We start from the raw sequence: 14508 nt of genomic DNA on the forward strand, positions 1-14508 counted from the left end.
GCCGGCGCGGGGCTAGTACCCGGCGCCGCCCACGATGCCGTAGATCCAGAAGCCGACGACGGCGGCGACGCAGAGCAGCACGAACCAGGAGCCGGCGCCGGTGTGACGCGTCCTGCGGGGCCTGCCCGGCTTCGGGGCCCGCGCCGGCCTCCCGGCTTCCCGGGGCCGTCCCGCGCGGGACGGCCCCGCCTCCGGTCCCCCCACCGGAACCGCCGCCCCGGCGACCTCGGCGAGCAGCCGCCGGCAGACGGCGGCGAGCTCGGTCGTCCCGGCCGTCAGGTCCACGACCACCTCCGTACGGGCCGGAGCGGTGGTCCCCCCGTCCAGGAGCCGCCCCGCGCGCAGCAGCGCCCGGTCCTTGCCCCCGGTCGGAGCGAGGCTGATCCACCGCTCCACCTGCTCGTTGCGTATCACCACCCCGCCACCGCGCTCCCGGTACACGGTGTGCTCCCGCCACAGGATCCCGGCCAACTCCTGGGCCGTCTCCCTCAGTTGCGCGTACATTCCACTCCCCCTCACTGCGGTCCCCCGCGTCGGTCGGCCGCCGACTCTAACCCGCGCGCCGACAACCCGCCGCCGCACCCCGCCCCGGCGCCCCTTACGCGCCGAAGTCGTCCACGGTGACCGGTATCCGCCGCTCCACGAGCCGCTGCGGCCACGCCGGAGGGTGGCACCGACCATGGACGCGGGCTTTTACAGCGCTGGTGCGACAGCAATACTGTTGAAGACAGGCGGGCCGCTCGGTCCGGGTGAGCGGGAAGTGAGGCACCTCGATGGGCGGCGAGCGCGGTGGGGGCGGGCGGCAGGGGGTGGCGCCCAGTTTCACCGTGGACGAGCTGGCCGCGCGGGCCGGGGTGACCGTGCGGACCGTGCGGTTCTACGGGACGCGGGGGCTGCTGCCGCCGCCCGTGATCGGGGCCCGGCGGGTCGGGCACTACGGGCCCGAGCACCTCGCGCGGCTCGCGCTGATCGAGGAGCTCCAGCGGCAGGGCATGACCCTCGCGGCCATCGAACGGTACCTGGAGCAGCTGCCCCCCGACCTCAGTGCCCGGGACCTGGCGGTGCACCGGGCCCTGGTGGCGTCGTGGGCGCCGGAGTCCGCGGAGTCGATCACGCGGCGGGAGCTGGAGCGGCGCGCAGGGCGGGAGCTGACCGACCGGGACGTGGACCGGCTGGCCGCCATGGGCGTGCTGGACCGCACGGCGGAGGCCGACACCTTCCGGCTCGACGGCGCGCTGCTGCGGCTCGGCGTGGAGCTGCTCGACGTGCCGATCGACCACGAGACGATCCTCGCCTCCCGCGCCGTGCTCCTGGAGCACGCGCGGGCCGCCGCCCAGGAGCTGGCCCGCCTCTTCCAGGAGCAGGTGTGGAACCCGTACCGGGAGAGCGGGGAGGACCCGGACCACCTGACCGCGATGAAGTCGCTCTCGGCGCACATGCAGCCGATGGTGATCCAGGCCCTCGTCACCGCCTTCCAGCGCTCGCTCAGCGAGGAGCTGAGGACGGCGTTCAGGAGTCGGTGAAGACCTCGCCGCGCTCGGCCTTCTCCACCAGCAGCGCGGGCGGGTTGAACCGCTCGCCGTAGGTCGCGGCCAGCTCGCGCGCCCGCTCGGTGAAGCCGGCCACACCTCCCTCGTAGCCGTTGATGTACTGGAGCACGCCGCCGGTCCAGGCGGGGAAGCCGATGCCCATGATGGAGCCGATGTTGGCGTCGGCGACCGAGGTCAGGACGCCCTCCTCCAGGAGCCGGACGGTGTCCAGCGCCTCGGCGAACAGCATCCGCTCCTGCATGTCGCGGAACGGGATCTCGTACCCCGGCTTGGTGAAGTGCTCGCGCAGGCCGGGCCACAGACGGCCCCGCCCGCCGTCCTCCCCGTACTCGTAGAAACCGGCCCCGCCGCTGCGGCCGGGGCGGCCGAACTCGTCGACCATGCGGTCGATGACCGCCTCGCCCGGGTGGGTGGCCCACGTGCCGCCCGCCTCCTCGACGGCCTTCCTGGTCTCGTTGCGGATCTTGCGCGGCAGGGTGAGGGTCAGCTCGTCCATGAGGGAGAGGACCTTCGCTGGATAGCCGGCCTGGGCGGCGGCCTGCTCGACGGAGGCGGGCTCGATGCCCTCGCCGACCATGGCGACGCCCTCGTTGATGAAGTGGCCGATGACGCGCGAGGTGAAGAAGCCGCGCGAGTCGTTGACGACGATCGGGGTCTTGTTGATCTGGCGGACCAGGTCGAACGCGCGGGCGAGGGCCTCCTCGCCGGTCCGCTCGCCCTTGATGATCTCGACCAGCGGCATCTTGTCGACCGGCGAGAAGAAGTGCAGGCCGATGAAGTCGGTCGCGCGCTCCACTCCCTCCGCGAGGACGGTGATCGGCAGGGTGGAGGTGTTGGAGCACAGCAGCGCGTCGGGGGCGACGATCTCCTGGATCTCCTGGAACACCTTGTGCTTGAGGGCGGTGTCCTCGAAGACCGCCTCGATGACGGCGTCGCAGCCGGCGAGGTCGGCGGCCTCGGCGGTGGGCGTGATGCGGGCGAGGAGGGCGTCGGCCTTCTCCTGGGTGGTGCGGCCCCGGGCGACGGCCTTGGCGCAGAGCTTCTCGGAGTACGCCTTGCCCTTGGCGGCGGACTCGGCGGAGACGTCCTTGAGGACGACCTCGATGCCGGCGCGGGCGCAGGAGTACGCGATGCCGGCGCCCATCATGCCGGCGCCGAGGACGGCGACCTTGCGGACCTGGCGCGGCGCGACGCCCTGGGGGCGGCTGGCGCCGGAGTTCACGGCCTGGAGGTCGAAGAAGAACGCCTGGATCATGTTCTTGGCGGTCTGTCCGGTGACCAGCTCGGTGAAGTACCGGGACTCGATGACCTGCGCGGTCTCGAAGTCGACCTGGGAGCCCTCGACGGCGGCGGCCATGATGTTGCGCGGGGCCGGGTAGGGGGCGCCGTTCAGCTGCTTGCGCAGGTTGGCCGGGAAGGCCGGCAGGTTGGCGGCGAACTTGGGGTTGGACGGGGTGCCGCCGGGGATCTTGTAGCCGGGGACGTCCCAGGGCTGGCGGGACTCCGGATGGGCGTCGATGAAGGCGATGGCCTTGGCCATCATCTCCTCGTGGGTGGCGGCCAGCTCGTGCACGAGCCCGTTGTCGAGGGCGCGCGCGGGGCTGTACTGGGTGCCCTGGAGCAGCACCTTGAGGAGGGCGTCGGTGATGCCCATGAGGCGTACGGTGCGGGCGACACCGCCACCGCCGGGCAGGAGGCCGAGCGTGACCTCGGGCAGGCCGATCTTGGAGCCGGAGGTGTCGAGGGCGACGCGGTGGTGGGAGGCGAGGGCGATCTCGTAGCCGCCGCCGAGCGCGGCGCCGTTGATCGCGGCGACGACGGGCTTGCCGAAGGTCTCGATGCGGCGCAGCGCCCGCTTCATCTCCATGGCGGCGTCGAAGATGTCCTGGGCGTGCTCGGGGCCCGCCTGGATCATGTCCTTGAGGTCGCCGCCCGCGAAGAAGGTCTTCTTGGCGGAGGTGTAGATGATGCCGCGGATGGAGTCCTTCTCCGCCTCGACGCGGTCGGCGACGGCGGCGAGGGAGGCCCGGAAGGCCCGGTTCATGGTGTTGGCGGACTGGTCGGGGTCGTCCAGGACGAGGGTGACGATGCCGGTCTCGTCCTGCTCCCAGCGGATGGTGGTGCTCTCGCTCATGACTGCTGCTTCTCCGTTAGAGGGTTCGGACGGGACGGTCAGACGCGCTCGACGACGGTGGCGATGCCCATGCCGCCGCCCACGCAGAGGGTGGCGAGGCCGTAGCGCTTGTCCTGGCGCTCCAGCTCGTCGACGAGGGTGCCGAGGATCATCGCGCCGGTGGCGCCGAGCGGGTGGCCGAGGGCGATGGCGCCGCCGTTGACGTTGACCTTGTCCAGCGGGACGCCCATGTCCTTGGCGAAGCGGAGGACGACGGCCGCGAAGGCCTCGTTGATCTCGATCAGGTCGATGTCGTCGATGGTGAGGCCGGCCTTGGCGAGGGCCTTGCGGGTGGCGGGGGCGGGGCCGGTGAGCATGATGGTCGGCTCGGAGCCGGAGACGGCGGCCGAGACGATCCGGGCGCGCGGCGTGAGCCCGTACCGCTCGCCGACCTCGCGGGAGCCGATGGCGACGAGGGCGGCGCCGTCGACGATGCCGGAGGAGTTTCCGGCGTGGTGGACGTGGTCGATCGCCTCGACCCAGTGGTACTTCTGCAGGGCGACCGCGTCGAAGCCGCCCAGCTCGCCGATGTCCGCGAAGGACGGCTTGAGCTTGGCGAGGGAGTCGGCGGTGGTGCCGGGGCGCAGGTGCTCGTCGTGGTCGAGGACGGTGAGGCCGGCGCGGTCCTTGACGGGGACGACGGAGCGGGCGAAGCGGCCGTCCTTCCAGGCGGTGGCGGCACGCTCCTGGGAGAGGGCGGCGTACTCGTCGACGTCGCGGCGGGTGAAGCCCTCGATGGTGGCGATGAGGTCGGCGCCGATGCCCTGCGGGACGAAGTTCGTCTCCAGGTTGGTCATCGGGTCGGCGAACCAGGCGCCGCCGTCGGAGGCCATCGGGACGCGGGACATGGACTCGACACCGCCGGCGAGGACGAGGTCCTCCCAGCCGGAGCGGACCTTCATGGCCGCCATGTTGACCGCTTCGAGGCCGGAGGCGCAGAAGCGGTTCTCCTGGACGCCGGCGACGGTCTCGGGCAGGCCTGCGGCGATGGCGGCGATGCGGGCGATGTCGGAACCCTGGTCGCCGACGGGCCCGACGACGCCGAGGACGATGTCGTCGACGGCGGCCGGGTCGAGGCCGGGGTGGCGGGCCTGGATCTCCCGGATCAGGCCGACGACCAGGTCGATGGGCTTGGTGCCGTGCAGGGAGCCGTTGGCCTTGCCGCGTCCGCGCGGGGTGCGGATCGCGTCGTACACGTACGCTTCGGTGCTCACGGGAGGCCTTTCGCGAGGAAGGTGGGATCGGTGGTGGGCGGAACGGAGTCGGTGGGGAGGGGCGGAGGAGTCAGCCGAGCAGGGACCGGCCGATGATCTCCTTCATGATCTCGGTCGTGCCGCCGTAGATGGTCTGGATCCGGCCGTCGGTGAAGGCGCGGGCCACCGGGAATTCGCTCATGTAGCCGTACCCGCCGTGCAGTTGCAGACAGCGGTCGGCGACCCGCTTCTGGAGTTCGGTCGCCCACCACTTGGCCATGGAGGCGTGGACGGGGTCGAGCCCGAGGCCCTCCGGGTCGGCGTGCTCCTCGATGCAGCGGTCCACGAAGGCGCGGGTGACGGCGCACTCGGTGGCCATCTCGGCGATCTCGAAGCGGACGTGCTGGAGCCGGGCCAGCGGCCGGCCGAAGGCCTCGCGCTCCTTGACGTACCGGGTGGTGATCTCCAGGAGGTGCTCGGCGCCGGCGATGCCGGCGACGGCGATCGCGAGCCGCTCCTGGGCGAGGTTGGTCATGAGGTGGACGAAGGCGCCGTTGAGCTCCCCGAGGAGGTTCTCCTTGGGGACGCGGACGTCGCGGAAGAAGAGTTCGGCGGTGTCCTGCGACTTCTGGCCGATCTTGTCGAGGTTGCGGCCGCGTTCGAAGCCGTCCATGCCGCGCTCGACGACGAGCAGCGAGAGGCCGTGCGCGCCGCCCTCGGGGGTGGTGCGGGCGACGACGATCACCAGGTCGGCGAGGATGCCGTTGGAGATGAACGTCTTGGAGCCGTTGAGGATCCAGTGGTCGCCGTGGTCCTCCGCGGTGGTGCGGACGCCCTGGAGGTCGGAGCCGGCGCCCGGCTCGGTCATGGCGACGGCGGTGATGATCTCGCCCGAGCAGAAGCCGGGCAGCCAGCGCCGCTTCTGCTCCTCGGTGGCGAGGGAGGTGAGGTAGGGGCCGATGATGTCGTTGTGCAGGCCGATGGCGAGACCGGGGGCTCCGGCGCGGGTGAACTCCTCGGCGAGGACGGCGCCGTAGCGGAAGTCGCGGTTCCCGCCGCCCCCGTACTCCTCGTCCACGGCGAGGCCGAGGAGCCCCTGCCGACCGGCGGCCCGCCAGACGTCGCGGGAGACGATGCCGTCCTTCTCCCACCGGTCGTAGTGGGGCAGCACCTCCTTCTCCAGGAAGGTGCGGACGGTCGCCCGGAAGGCCTCGTGGTCCTCGGTGTAGAGCGTGCGCTTCATGCGGAAGTCTCCTGGGGGTGCAGGGAGGGTACGGCCCAGTCGCGGGCGACCTCGGCGGTGTCGGCGCCGGGCAGGGCCGGGCCCGTACGGAGGGTGCCGGGGGTGGCGGAGAAGCGGGGCGCGGGCGCCGGCTGGACGACGTCGGCGTGCTCGGCGAAGGTGCCGCGGGCGGCGAGGTGCGGGTGGGAGGGGGCCTCGCGCAGGGAGAGGACGGGGGTCACGCAGGCGTCGCTGCCGTCGAAGACGGCCGTCCAGTCCTCGCGGGTACGGCTCCGGAAGCGGGCGGCGACGGTCTCGCGGAGCTCCGGCCAGCGGGCGAGGTCCCCGCGCGGCGGGGCGGTCCCCTCCATGCCGAGCAGGCGGACGAACTCGTCGTAGAACCGCTCCTCCAGCGCGCCGACCGCCATGTACCCGCCGTCGGAGGTCTCGTAGACGCCGTAGAAGGGGCAGCCGCCGTCGAGGAGGTTGACGCCCCTGCGGTCCTGCCAGCTTCCGGCGGCGAGCATCGCGTGGATCATGGTGGTGAGGTGGGCGGCGCCGTCCACGATGGCGGCGTCGACGACCTGGCCCTCGCCGTGGGCACGGGCGTGCTGGAGGGCGGCGAGCACCCCGACGACGAGGTAGAGGGAACCGCCCGCGTAGTCGCCGACGAGATTGGCGGGGACGGTGGGCGGCCCGCCGGGGTCGGGGCCGATCATGCCGAGGGTGCCGGTGAGGGCGATGTAGCCGATGTCGTGGCCGGCGGTGGGGGCGAGCGGCCCGTCCTGGCCCCAGCCGGTCATCCGGCCGTAGACGAGCCGCGGATTGCGGGCGAGGCAGGCCTCCGGGCCGACGCCGAGGCGCTCGGCGACGCCCGGCCGGTAGCCCTCCACGAGGATGTCGGCGCGCTCGACCAGGTCGAGCACGGTGGCGGGACCGTCCCCGGCCTTGAGGTCGACCAGGACGGAGCGCTTGTTGCGGTTGGTCAGGTCCTGGGCGGGGTCGATGCCGAGGCCCGCGCCGCCGGGGCGGTCGACGCGGACGACGTCGGCGCCGAGGTCGCCGAGGAGCATCGCGGCGAAGGGGCCCGGGCCGATGCCGGCGAGTTCGACCACCCGTACCCCGGTGAGCGGGCCGTTCCGCGCGGAGTGCGTCGTGCTCATCGAGCCCCCAGAGTGTGTGACAGCAATGATGTAACACCGAGGATGCTAGGAACGTGTTCCACCCGGCACAAGCCCCCCGGCCGAGCAAGCGCTTGGAAAATCCCGGCGGCGGGCGGGTGCACCGGGTCCGCTATCCTCCGCCGACGGCATGCGCGCGGGCGCGCCGCAGGGGAAGGCGAGGGGCCGGATGACGACAGGGGCGGGGCGCGAGGAGGCCGGGACGGTGGGCCGGGCGGACACGGACGCCGGGACCGGTACAGGTCGGCGGGCGGACGAGGCCCCGGCGGCGGGTGACGGCGCCGGGGCGGACCGCCGGGCGCGGCCGTACGACGTGGTGCTCTTCGGGGCGACCGGGTTCGTCGGTGAGCTGACCGCCGCGTACCTGGCCGAGCACGCGCCCGCGGAGTTCCGCTGGGCGCTCGCGGGCCGCAGCGCCGGCCGCCTGGCGGCGCTGCGCGACCGGCTGGCCGCCCGGTGGCCGCGCTGTGCCGGGCTGCCGCTCGTCGTCGCGGACTCCGCCGACCCCGGGTCGCTGCGCGCACTCGCCCGTTCCGCCCGGGTGGTGGCGACCACCGTGGGCCCGTACGTCTGGTACGGCGAGGAGCTGGTCGCCGCCTGCGCGGAGTCCGGCACCGACTACCTGGACCTCACCGGCGAGGCGGAGTTCGTCGACCGGATGTACGTCCGCCACGACGCCCGCGCCCGGGAGACCGGGGCCCGGATCGTGCACGCCTGCGGCTTCGACTCGGTCCCGCACGACCTCGGCGTCCACTTCACCGTGCGCCAGCTGCCCGAGGGGGTGCCGCTGCGCGTCGACGGCTTCGTCCGGGCGGGAGCCGCCTTCTCGGGCGGCACCTTCGCCTCCGCGCTCACCGCCCTCGGCCGTGGCCGCCACATCCTGCGGGCCGCCCGCGAGCGGCGCCTGTACGAACCGAGGCTGGTCGGCCGGCGGGCCCGCGCCCCACTGGGCAGTCCCCGGTTCAGCCCCGAGACGGGCACCTGGGCGCTGCCCCTGCCGACCCTGGACCCGCAGGTCGTGGCCCGCTCGGCGGCCTCGCTCGAACGGTACGGGCCGGACTTCCGCTACCGCCATTACGCGTCCGTCAGGACGCTCCCCGTGGCCCTCGGCGGCACGGCCGCCGTGGCCCTCGGCGTCACCGCGGCCCAACTCCCGCCCGTACGGCGCTGGCTGATGTCCCGTTACGCGCCGGGCAGCGGTCCGTCCGCGGAACGGCGGGCCCGCAGCTGGTTCACCGTCCGCTTCGTCGGCGAGGGGGGCGGCCGCCGCGTGTTCACCGAGGTCTCGGGCGGGGACCCCGGCTACGACGAGACGGCCAGGATGCTGGCCGAGTCCGCCCTCTGCCTGGCGCTCGACCCCCTCCCGAGGACCGCCGGCCAGGTCACGACGGCGACGGCGATGGGCGACGCCCTGATCGAGCGCCTCCAGGCGGCGGGCATCCGCTTCCGGGTGGCCCACCGCGAGTAGCGGTCGCGAGCCCGGGGCGACGGGACGCGGGGGCGGCCCGGGGACCGGCGCCGGTGCGGCCTTCACGCGGGCCCGCGCCCACGGGTCCCGACACGGGGCACGCGCCGCCCGCCTCGGAGTCGTACACCGTCTCGCCCCGCCCCGGGACACCGCCGGGGCGCGCGGCGACAGTGCCCCCCGCACGCGGCGCGGCCCCACGCCGCCCTGCGCGCGGGGGCGGTACCGGCACGCGCTCAGGCCTCCGCCGGCGGCACCACCGCGTCGACCTCGATCTCCACGAGCCACTCCGGGTCGATGAACCGCGAGACCTCCACGAAGGTGCAGGCCGGACGGATGCCGGTGAAGCGTTCGCCGTGGGCGCGGGCCGCCTCGCGCCAGCGGTCCGCGTCGGTCAGCAGGACGCGGGTGCGCACCACGTCCTCCAGACGGGCGCCGGCCTCGCGGAGCGCGGCCTCGGCGATGTCCAGGCATCGGACGGTCTGGGCGTAGACGTCGCCCCGGCCCACGGTCGTACCGTCGTCCGCGAGCGGGGCCGTACCCGCGACGGCGACGTGCGCGCCGGTGCGGACGGCGCGGGAGAAGCCGATCTCGGGCTCCAGCGGCGAGCCGGAACCGACCAGTTGACGTCCTCGATTCTGCTGCGTGTCCATGCGCTCATCCTCCCAGGCGGGGGGCGAGAGCCTCCTTGAGGGCACGGCGGCAGAGGGCGTCGGCGTGCCGGGTCGTCTCGGGAACGCGGTAGCGGGGGCTGAGGTGGAGGGTGTGGGCGCAGGCGTTCGCCAGGGAGACGCGGTGCCCCACGGAGACGAAGACCGGCTTGACCCCGGCCCGGGTGCGCAGGGCCCGCCCGACCTCCTCGCCGTCGGCCAGGAGCGGGGCGAAGTCGCCCCGCCGGGCGCCCGGTTGCTCGTACGTGAAGGTGAACGGGTTCTTCGCGACACCGAGGGAGGGCCGGCCGGTCAGCACGCCGAGGTGGCTCGCGAGGCCGAACCGGCGGGGGTGGGCGAGGCCGTAGCCGTCGCAGACGAGGAGGCCGGGGTCGGCGGTCAGGGCGTCGAGCGCCGCCAGGACGGTGGGGATCTCCCGGAAGGCGAGGAGGCCGGGCACGTAGGGGAAGGAGACGCGGCCGACGGCGGTGGCGCGCTCCACCACTTCCAGGGTGCGCGCGTCGAGCACGACGGCGGCCGCGGCGACCAGGTCCCGTTCGTCGTCGTAGGCCACGTCGAGCCCGGTGACGTGGCCGGTGCCGACGGCCGGGCCCTCCTCGTCGAGCACGAGCCGCTCGCGCAGGTCCCGCTGGACCTCCCGCGCCGCGCTCTCGTCGGCGGGCCAACCCGCCGGGATGTCGGTGATCGTCATGATGCGGCCCACCCTACGGCCCCTACCCGCGCCCCTGCCCCGCCCGGACCGTCGGTGGGCGCGGGTAGCCTGGCCCGCATGTTCGTACTGGAATTGACCTACACCGCGCCCGTCGAGCGGGTGGACGCGCTGCTCGACGCGCACGTCGCCTGGCTGGACGAGCAGTACGCCGCGGGCGTGTTCATCGCGTCCGGCCGGAAGAACCCGCGGGACGGCGGGGTCATCCTCGCCGCCGGGGTCGACCGCGCGGAGATCGAGAAGATCGCGGCGGCCGACCCGTTCACCGTGGAGGGCGTCTGCGCGTACCGGATCACGGAGTTCTACGCGACCAAGACGGCCGAGGACCTCTCCGCCTACCGGGAGCGCCTGCCGTCCTAGAGGGTGCCCGGAGCGTTCCGCGCGAGCCGGGCGACGCGGCCCTTCTCGCCCGAGGCCCAGCAGGCGCCGTCGCGGGCGCAGTCCACGGTGTCGTACGAACCGGTGTCGACGGTCCGCCAGGTGCGGCCGCCGTCGGTGGTGAGGTCCGTGCCGGTCGGGCCGACGGCCAGGGCGGCGCGGGTGCTGTGCGGGAGCCAGGCGACGCCCGAGCGGTAGGCGGGCGGGGGCGCGGCGGCGGGCCGCCAGGTGCGTCCGCCGTCGTGGGTGACGGCGGCGGCACGCGGCGAGGGCTGGTCCTTGCGGTAGTCGCCGCCGACGGCGATGCCGTGGGCGCGGTCGCGGAAGGCGAGTCCGAAGACGCCCCGCGCGGGGTCCCCGGCGGGGAGGGGGGTGTCGGTGGCGGTCCAGGTACGGCCCCGGTCGCCGGAGTGCAGGACCCGGGCGGTGGCGCCGCCGCCGGTGGCGAGCCAGACGTCGCGGGGGCCGGCCGAGACGAGGCACTGGCCGCTCGCGGCGAAGCCGGCCTCGTCCGGGAGTGCGGCGGGCATGCCGGTGGTGGGGAGCACCTGCCAGGTACGGCCGCCGTCGCCGGTGGACAGGATCCGGTACCTGCCGTCGACCGGGTCGCTCATGGCGAGGCCGTGGCGGTGGTCGAAGAAGGTCATGCAGTCGTAGAAGGCGCGCGGATCGGTGTTGCGGAAGGACTCGGTCCACGTGGCGCCCCCGTCGTCGGTGCGCAGCACCCGGGAGGCCACGCCCTCCCCGATGGCGAGGACGACGGCCCGCCGGGCGTCGAAGGCCTCCACGTCGCGGAACTCCAGCTCCGCCGCCCCCGCCGGGGAAACGTTCCGCCAGGTCCGTCCGCCGTCGGTGGTGCGCAGCACGGTCCCCCGGGAGCCCGCCGCCCAGGCGGTGCGCCGGTCGACCGCCGCCAGGCCCCGGAACCGGGCGTCGGTTCCGGTCGGCGTCAGCTCCCAGCCGGCCGTCGCGGCCGTGGGGGTCTCCCCGGCCCGCGCCGTACCGCCCAGGCAGAGCGCGAGCGCCGCCCCGGCCAGTCCCGCCGACATCATTCGTCTCGTCTTCCCCATGGACGTCATGCCGCCGGAAGTTAGCGGCCCCGCCGGACCGGCGTCCAGAGCGCCTCCCCGCGCGAAGAACGGCCGCCGGGCGGGGCCGCAGGCCGGACCGGGGCGCCGGAGGAGGTGCGGACGGGGCCGGTGGGGCGGTGACGTAGCTCACGCGCCACCCCAGTGCACGTTCCGGCCGTCCCGGCCGTCTTGTCAGGTGTCAGGTGGCCTGGTGTCGGGGAGACGCACAGGATCCGAGCCCGGTTGAGAGGAGCCCGTCGTGTCCGCCGTCATCGAGCAGGCCGTCCAGGCCCGTCTGGTCGCATCCGCTCCCCGGATGGAGACCGTTCCCGCCACTCTGCGCTACGACCGCGAGGACCCGTACGCGGTGAGCATGGCCTTCCCTCCGCCGGCGACCCTGGAGGGGGTCGAGGTCTCCTGGGCCTTCGCGCGCGATCTCCTCGCGCAGGGGGTCGAGCGGCCGGCCGGGGACGGGGACGTGCGGCTGCGGCCGTACGGCTTCGACCGCACGGTCGTCGAGTTCCACGCCCCGGAGGGGGTCGCGATGGTCCACGTCCGCACCTCGGAGCTGCGCCGCTTCCTGGAGCGTTCGCAGCATCTGGTGCCGGCGGGCCGGGAGCACCAGTACCTGGACTGGGACCAGGACCTCACCGAGCTCCTGGAGGACCGTCCCTGAACGCCGGGAGGCCGCCCCGAGCCGCCCCGGAGATTTCCCGGAACCGTCCCGGAGGTCCGCCCCGAGCCGCCCCGGAGCCGTCCGCCGTAATTCGATTGCCGCCCGGCCGACCGGGCCCTACGGTCGTTCCCGTACCTGATGTCTGCCGGGAGGAGAACGGTCCCTTGTCCGTCTGAGGTTGCGAGACACCGTGCCGCGCGTGCCCTTCGTGCCGTGTGTGCCGTCCTCGACCTCGGCGTACGAGCCGGTTCCCTTCCGTCGCCCGCGCCCCGGTGTCTCACGCGTTGCATCCAGCCCACGCTCGCGCAACCGGGAGGCCCCCATGGCGCATCACCCCACTTTTCTCACCTGCACGTCCCTCTCCTTCTCCTGGCCGGACGGGACGGAGGTCTTCGACGACCTGCGGCTCGCGGTCGGACCCGGCCGCACCGGGCTCGTCGGACTCAACGGCTCGGGCAAGTCGACCCTGCTGAAGCTGCTGGCCGGGGAGCTCACGCCCACCTCAGGAGCGGTGCGCGTGACCGGTGAGCTCGGTCATCTGCCCCAGAACCTGGTCCTGGACACCACGCGCCGGGTCGACGAGATCCTCGGCATCGCCGGCAAGCGGGCCGCCCTGCACGCCATCGAGGCGGGCGATCCGGCGGAGGAGCACTTCGCGGCGCTCGGCGACGACTGGGACGTCGAGGAACGGGCCCGGGCCACGCTCGACCAGCTCGGACTCGGGCACGTCGGCCTGGACCGGACCGTCGGGGAGGTCTCCGGCGGCGAGTCGGTGCTGCTGCGCCTGGCCGCCCTGCTCCTCGCCCGGCCCGACGTGCTGCTGCTCGACGAGCCGACCAACAACCTGGATCTGTACGCCCGTTCACGCCTGTACGAGGCGGTGGAGAACTGGTCCGGCGTCCTCGTCGTGGTCAGTCACGACCGTGAACTCCTGGAGCGGGTCGACCAGATCGCCGACCTCAGGGACGGCGCGGTGACCTGGTACGGCGGCCCCTGGTCGGCGTACCAGGAGGCACTCGCGGCCGAGCAGGAGGCGGCGGAGCGGATGGTCCGCGTGGCCGAGGCCGACGTCCAGCGGCAGAAGCGCGAACTGGCGGACGCACACATGAAGTTGGCCCGGCGCAAGCGGTACGCGCAGAAGAGTTTCGAGAACAAGGTCGTACCGAAGATCGTGGCGAACACCCGGCGGAACGCGGCGCAGGTCTCGGCCGGCAAGCACCGGGCGCTGCACGCGGACCGGCTGGCGGAGGCCCGGGAGCGGCTGGACACGGCCGTGGAGGCGGTACGGGACGACGACGAGATCCGGGTCGAACTGCCGTACACCTCGGTGCCGGCGGGACGGGAGGTGCTGCTGCTGCGGGACCTGGAGCTGCGGTACGGGGCCCGGGCCGGCGGCGCGTTCGAGCTGCGGGGGCCGGAACGGATCGCGCTGATCGGCCGGAACGGGACGGGCAAGACGACCCTGTTGCGCACGATCGCGGGCGAACTGGCGCCGGTCTCGGGCGAGGTGGAGGCGCGGGTGCCGCTCCGGTTCCTGCCGCAGCGGCTCGACGTGCTGGACGACGGCCTGAGCGTCGTGGAGAACGTGGCGCGTTTCGCGCCGGCGGCAACGCCGAACGCGATCAGGGCGCGGCTCGCGCGGTTCCTGTTCCGGGGCGGCCGGGCGGACCGGCCGGTGGGCACCCTGTCGGGCGGGGAGCGGTTCCGGGCCACGCTCGCGGCGCTGCTCCTGGCGGAGCCGGCTCCGCAGCTGCTGATGCTGGACGAGCCGACGAACAACCTGGACATGGCGTCGGTGCGGAAGCTGACGGCGGCTCTCGACGCGTACGAGGGGGCGCTGATCGTGGCCAGTCACGATCTGGCGTTCCTGGAGTCGCTGGGGATCACGCGCTGGCTGCTGCTCGACGGCGAGCTGCGGCCGACGACGGCGGAGGCGGTGGGCGCCCTGGGCACGGCGGCCCGCCCCTGAGCCGGCCCCGCTCCTGAGTCGGCCGACGGGGGTCCCGTGGGCGGCGCGGGCCGGCCGGCGACAGGGGTCCGGCCGCCCGCGCGCCGGGGCGCGCGGCCGTCGCGCCAGTCGAGCGAGCCCGGGCGCCTGCGGTGAGTAGCGGGTTCCGGATGACGGGGCGGCGAGCGTCGACGTGACCTGCGTCTCCGGTCACCCGCGCCAGCAGCGAACATAACGGAACGTAACCGGACATCGCAGGGACGGGCTTGGCC

13 protein-coding genes are annotated in these 14508 nt (G+C 74.0%); 5 read left to right on the plus strand and 8 right to left on the minus strand.

Annotation, left to right across the window (positions count from 1 at the left end; all coding sequences use genetic code 11):
- Nucleotides 1-12 precede the first annotated feature (12 nt).
- Nucleotides 13-504 (minus strand): hypothetical protein, encoded by a 492-nt coding sequence (locus ABTY40_RS10505; RefSeq protein WP_352059146.1) that lies wholly within the window; start codon nt 502-504, stop codon nt 13-15.
- A 305-nt stretch (nt 505-809) separates the two neighbouring features.
- Here ABTY40_RS10505 and ABTY40_RS10510 point away from each other — a divergent pair, with 305 nt between their 5' ends.
- Entirely contained in the window at nt 810-1523 is a 714-nt protein-coding gene (locus tag ABTY40_RS10510; protein ID WP_352059147.1) for a MerR family transcriptional regulator, read from the plus strand.
- Here ABTY40_RS10510 and ABTY40_RS10515 read toward each other — a convergent pair.
- From ABTY40_RS10515 to ABTY40_RS10530, 4 genes are all read right to left on the minus strand, one after another.
- Nucleotides 1510-3684, minus strand: a complete 2175-nt coding sequence (locus tag ABTY40_RS10515) for a 3-hydroxyacyl-CoA dehydrogenase NAD-binding domain-containing protein (RefSeq protein ID WP_352059148.1) — start codon at nt 3682-3684, stop codon at nt 1510-1512. The genes ABTY40_RS10510 and ABTY40_RS10515 overlap by 14 nt on opposite strands.
- A gap of 38 nt (nt 3685-3722) precedes the next feature.
- Nucleotides 3723-4937 (minus strand): acetyl-CoA C-acetyltransferase, encoded by a 1215-nt coding sequence (locus ABTY40_RS10520; RefSeq protein WP_345283918.1) that lies wholly within the window; start codon nt 4935-4937, stop codon nt 3723-3725.
- A 70-nt stretch (nt 4938-5007) separates the two neighbouring features.
- Complete coding sequence (locus ABTY40_RS10525) at nt 5008-6159, minus strand: acyl-CoA dehydrogenase family protein (protein ID WP_352059149.1); 1152 nt, start codon at nt 6157-6159, stop codon at nt 5008-5010.
- A complete protein-coding gene (locus tag ABTY40_RS10530; RefSeq protein ID WP_352059150.1) occupies nt 6156-7301 on the minus strand; it encodes a CaiB/BaiF CoA transferase family protein in 1146 nt (381 codons plus the stop codon). The genes ABTY40_RS10525 and ABTY40_RS10530 overlap by 4 nt, the downstream gene beginning before the upstream one ends.
- Nucleotides 7302-7488: 187 nt before the next feature.
- Between ABTY40_RS10530 and ABTY40_RS10535 the strand changes: the two genes are divergently transcribed.
- Complete coding sequence (locus ABTY40_RS10535; RefSeq protein ID WP_352059151.1) at nt 7489-8787, plus strand: saccharopine dehydrogenase family protein; 1299 nt, start codon at nt 7489-7491, stop codon at nt 8785-8787.
- A 233-nt stretch (nt 8788-9020) separates the two neighbouring features.
- Here ABTY40_RS10535 and ABTY40_RS10540 read toward each other — a convergent pair whose 3' ends face one another.
- Together ABTY40_RS10540 and ABTY40_RS10545 are read right to left on the minus strand one after the other, a co-directional pair.
- Complete coding sequence (locus ABTY40_RS10540; RefSeq protein WP_352059152.1) at nt 9021-9437, minus strand: RidA family protein; 417 nt, start codon at nt 9435-9437, stop codon at nt 9021-9023.
- 4 nt (nt 9438-9441) lie between these two features.
- A complete protein-coding gene (locus ABTY40_RS10545) occupies nt 9442-10146 on the minus strand; it encodes an endonuclease V (RefSeq protein WP_345283927.1) in 705 nt (234 codons plus the stop codon).
- A 78-nt stretch (nt 10147-10224) separates the two neighbouring features.
- Here ABTY40_RS10545 and ABTY40_RS10550 point away from each other — a divergent pair, with 78 nt between their 5' ends.
- Nucleotides 10225-10524 (plus strand): YciI family protein, encoded by a 300-nt coding sequence (locus ABTY40_RS10550; RefSeq protein ID WP_352059153.1) that lies wholly within the window; start codon nt 10225-10227, stop codon nt 10522-10524.
- Here the strand turns inward: ABTY40_RS10550 and ABTY40_RS10555 are convergent.
- Complete coding sequence (locus ABTY40_RS10555) at nt 10521-11621, minus strand: WD40/YVTN/BNR-like repeat-containing protein (RefSeq protein ID WP_352059154.1); 1101 nt, start codon at nt 11619-11621, stop codon at nt 10521-10523. The two genes, ABTY40_RS10550 and ABTY40_RS10555, sit on opposite strands and share 4 nt — an antisense overlap.
- A 250-nt stretch (nt 11622-11871) precedes the next feature.
- On the opposite strand from ABTY40_RS10555, the gene ssgD reads away from it, so the two are divergent.
- Nucleotides 11872-12288: a spore wall synthesis regulator SsgD gene (gene ssgD / locus ABTY40_RS10560; RefSeq protein WP_345283931.1), complete on the plus strand. Its 417-nt coding sequence runs from the start codon at nt 11872-11874 to the stop codon at nt 12286-12288.
- 322 nt (nt 12289-12610) lie between these two features.
- Nucleotides 12611-14257, plus strand: coding sequence for an ABC-F family ATP-binding cassette domain-containing protein (locus ABTY40_RS10565; RefSeq protein ID WP_352059155.1), 1647 nt, complete (start codon nt 12611-12613; stop codon nt 14255-14257).
- Nucleotides 14258-14508 lie beyond the last annotated feature (251 nt).

The organism is Streptomyces sp. NPDC126503 (genome assembly GCF_040302405.1).
GTDB classification, from domain to species: domain Bacteria; phylum Actinomycetota; class Actinomycetes; order Streptomycetales; family Streptomycetaceae; genus Streptomyces; species Streptomyces gulbargensis.

What these genes read in the sequence shown, in the direction of transcription:
- ABTY40_RS10540 (WP_352059152.1), bottom strand. Translation starts at nt 9,437, where the DNA reads ATGGACACGCAGCAGAATCGAGGACGTCAACTGGTCGGTTCCGGCTCG.
- ABTY40_RS10505 (WP_352059146.1), bottom strand. Translation starts at nt 504, where the DNA reads ATGTACGCGCAACTGAGGGAGACGGCCCAGGAGTTGGCCGGGATCCTG.
- ABTY40_RS10535 (WP_352059151.1), top strand. Translation starts at nt 7,489, where the DNA reads ATGACGACAGGGGCGGGGCGCGAGGAGGCCGGGACGGTGGGCCGGGCG.
- ABTY40_RS10530 (WP_352059150.1), bottom strand. Translation starts at nt 7,301, where the DNA reads ATGAGCACGACGCACTCCGCGCGGAACGGCCCGCTCACCGGGGTACGG.
- ABTY40_RS10525 (WP_352059149.1), bottom strand. Translation starts at nt 6,159, where the DNA reads ATGAAGCGCACGCTCTACACCGAGGACCACGAGGCCTTCCGGGCGACC.
- ABTY40_RS10565 (WP_352059155.1), top strand. Translation starts at nt 12,611, where the DNA reads ATGGCGCATCACCCCACTTTTCTCACCTGCACGTCCCTCTCCTTCTCC.
- ABTY40_RS10515 (WP_352059148.1), bottom strand. Translation starts at nt 3,684, where the DNA reads ATGAGCGAGAGCACCACCATCCGCTGGGAGCAGGACGAGACCGGCATC.
- ABTY40_RS10555 (WP_352059154.1), bottom strand. Translation starts at nt 11,621, where the DNA reads ATGACGTCCATGGGGAAGACGAGACGAATGATGTCGGCGGGACTGGCC.
- ABTY40_RS10550 (WP_352059153.1), top strand. Translation starts at nt 10,225, where the DNA reads ATGTTCGTACTGGAATTGACCTACACCGCGCCCGTCGAGCGGGTGGAC.
- ABTY40_RS10545 (WP_345283927.1), bottom strand. Translation starts at nt 10,146, where the DNA reads ATGACGATCACCGACATCCCGGCGGGTTGGCCCGCCGACGAGAGCGCG.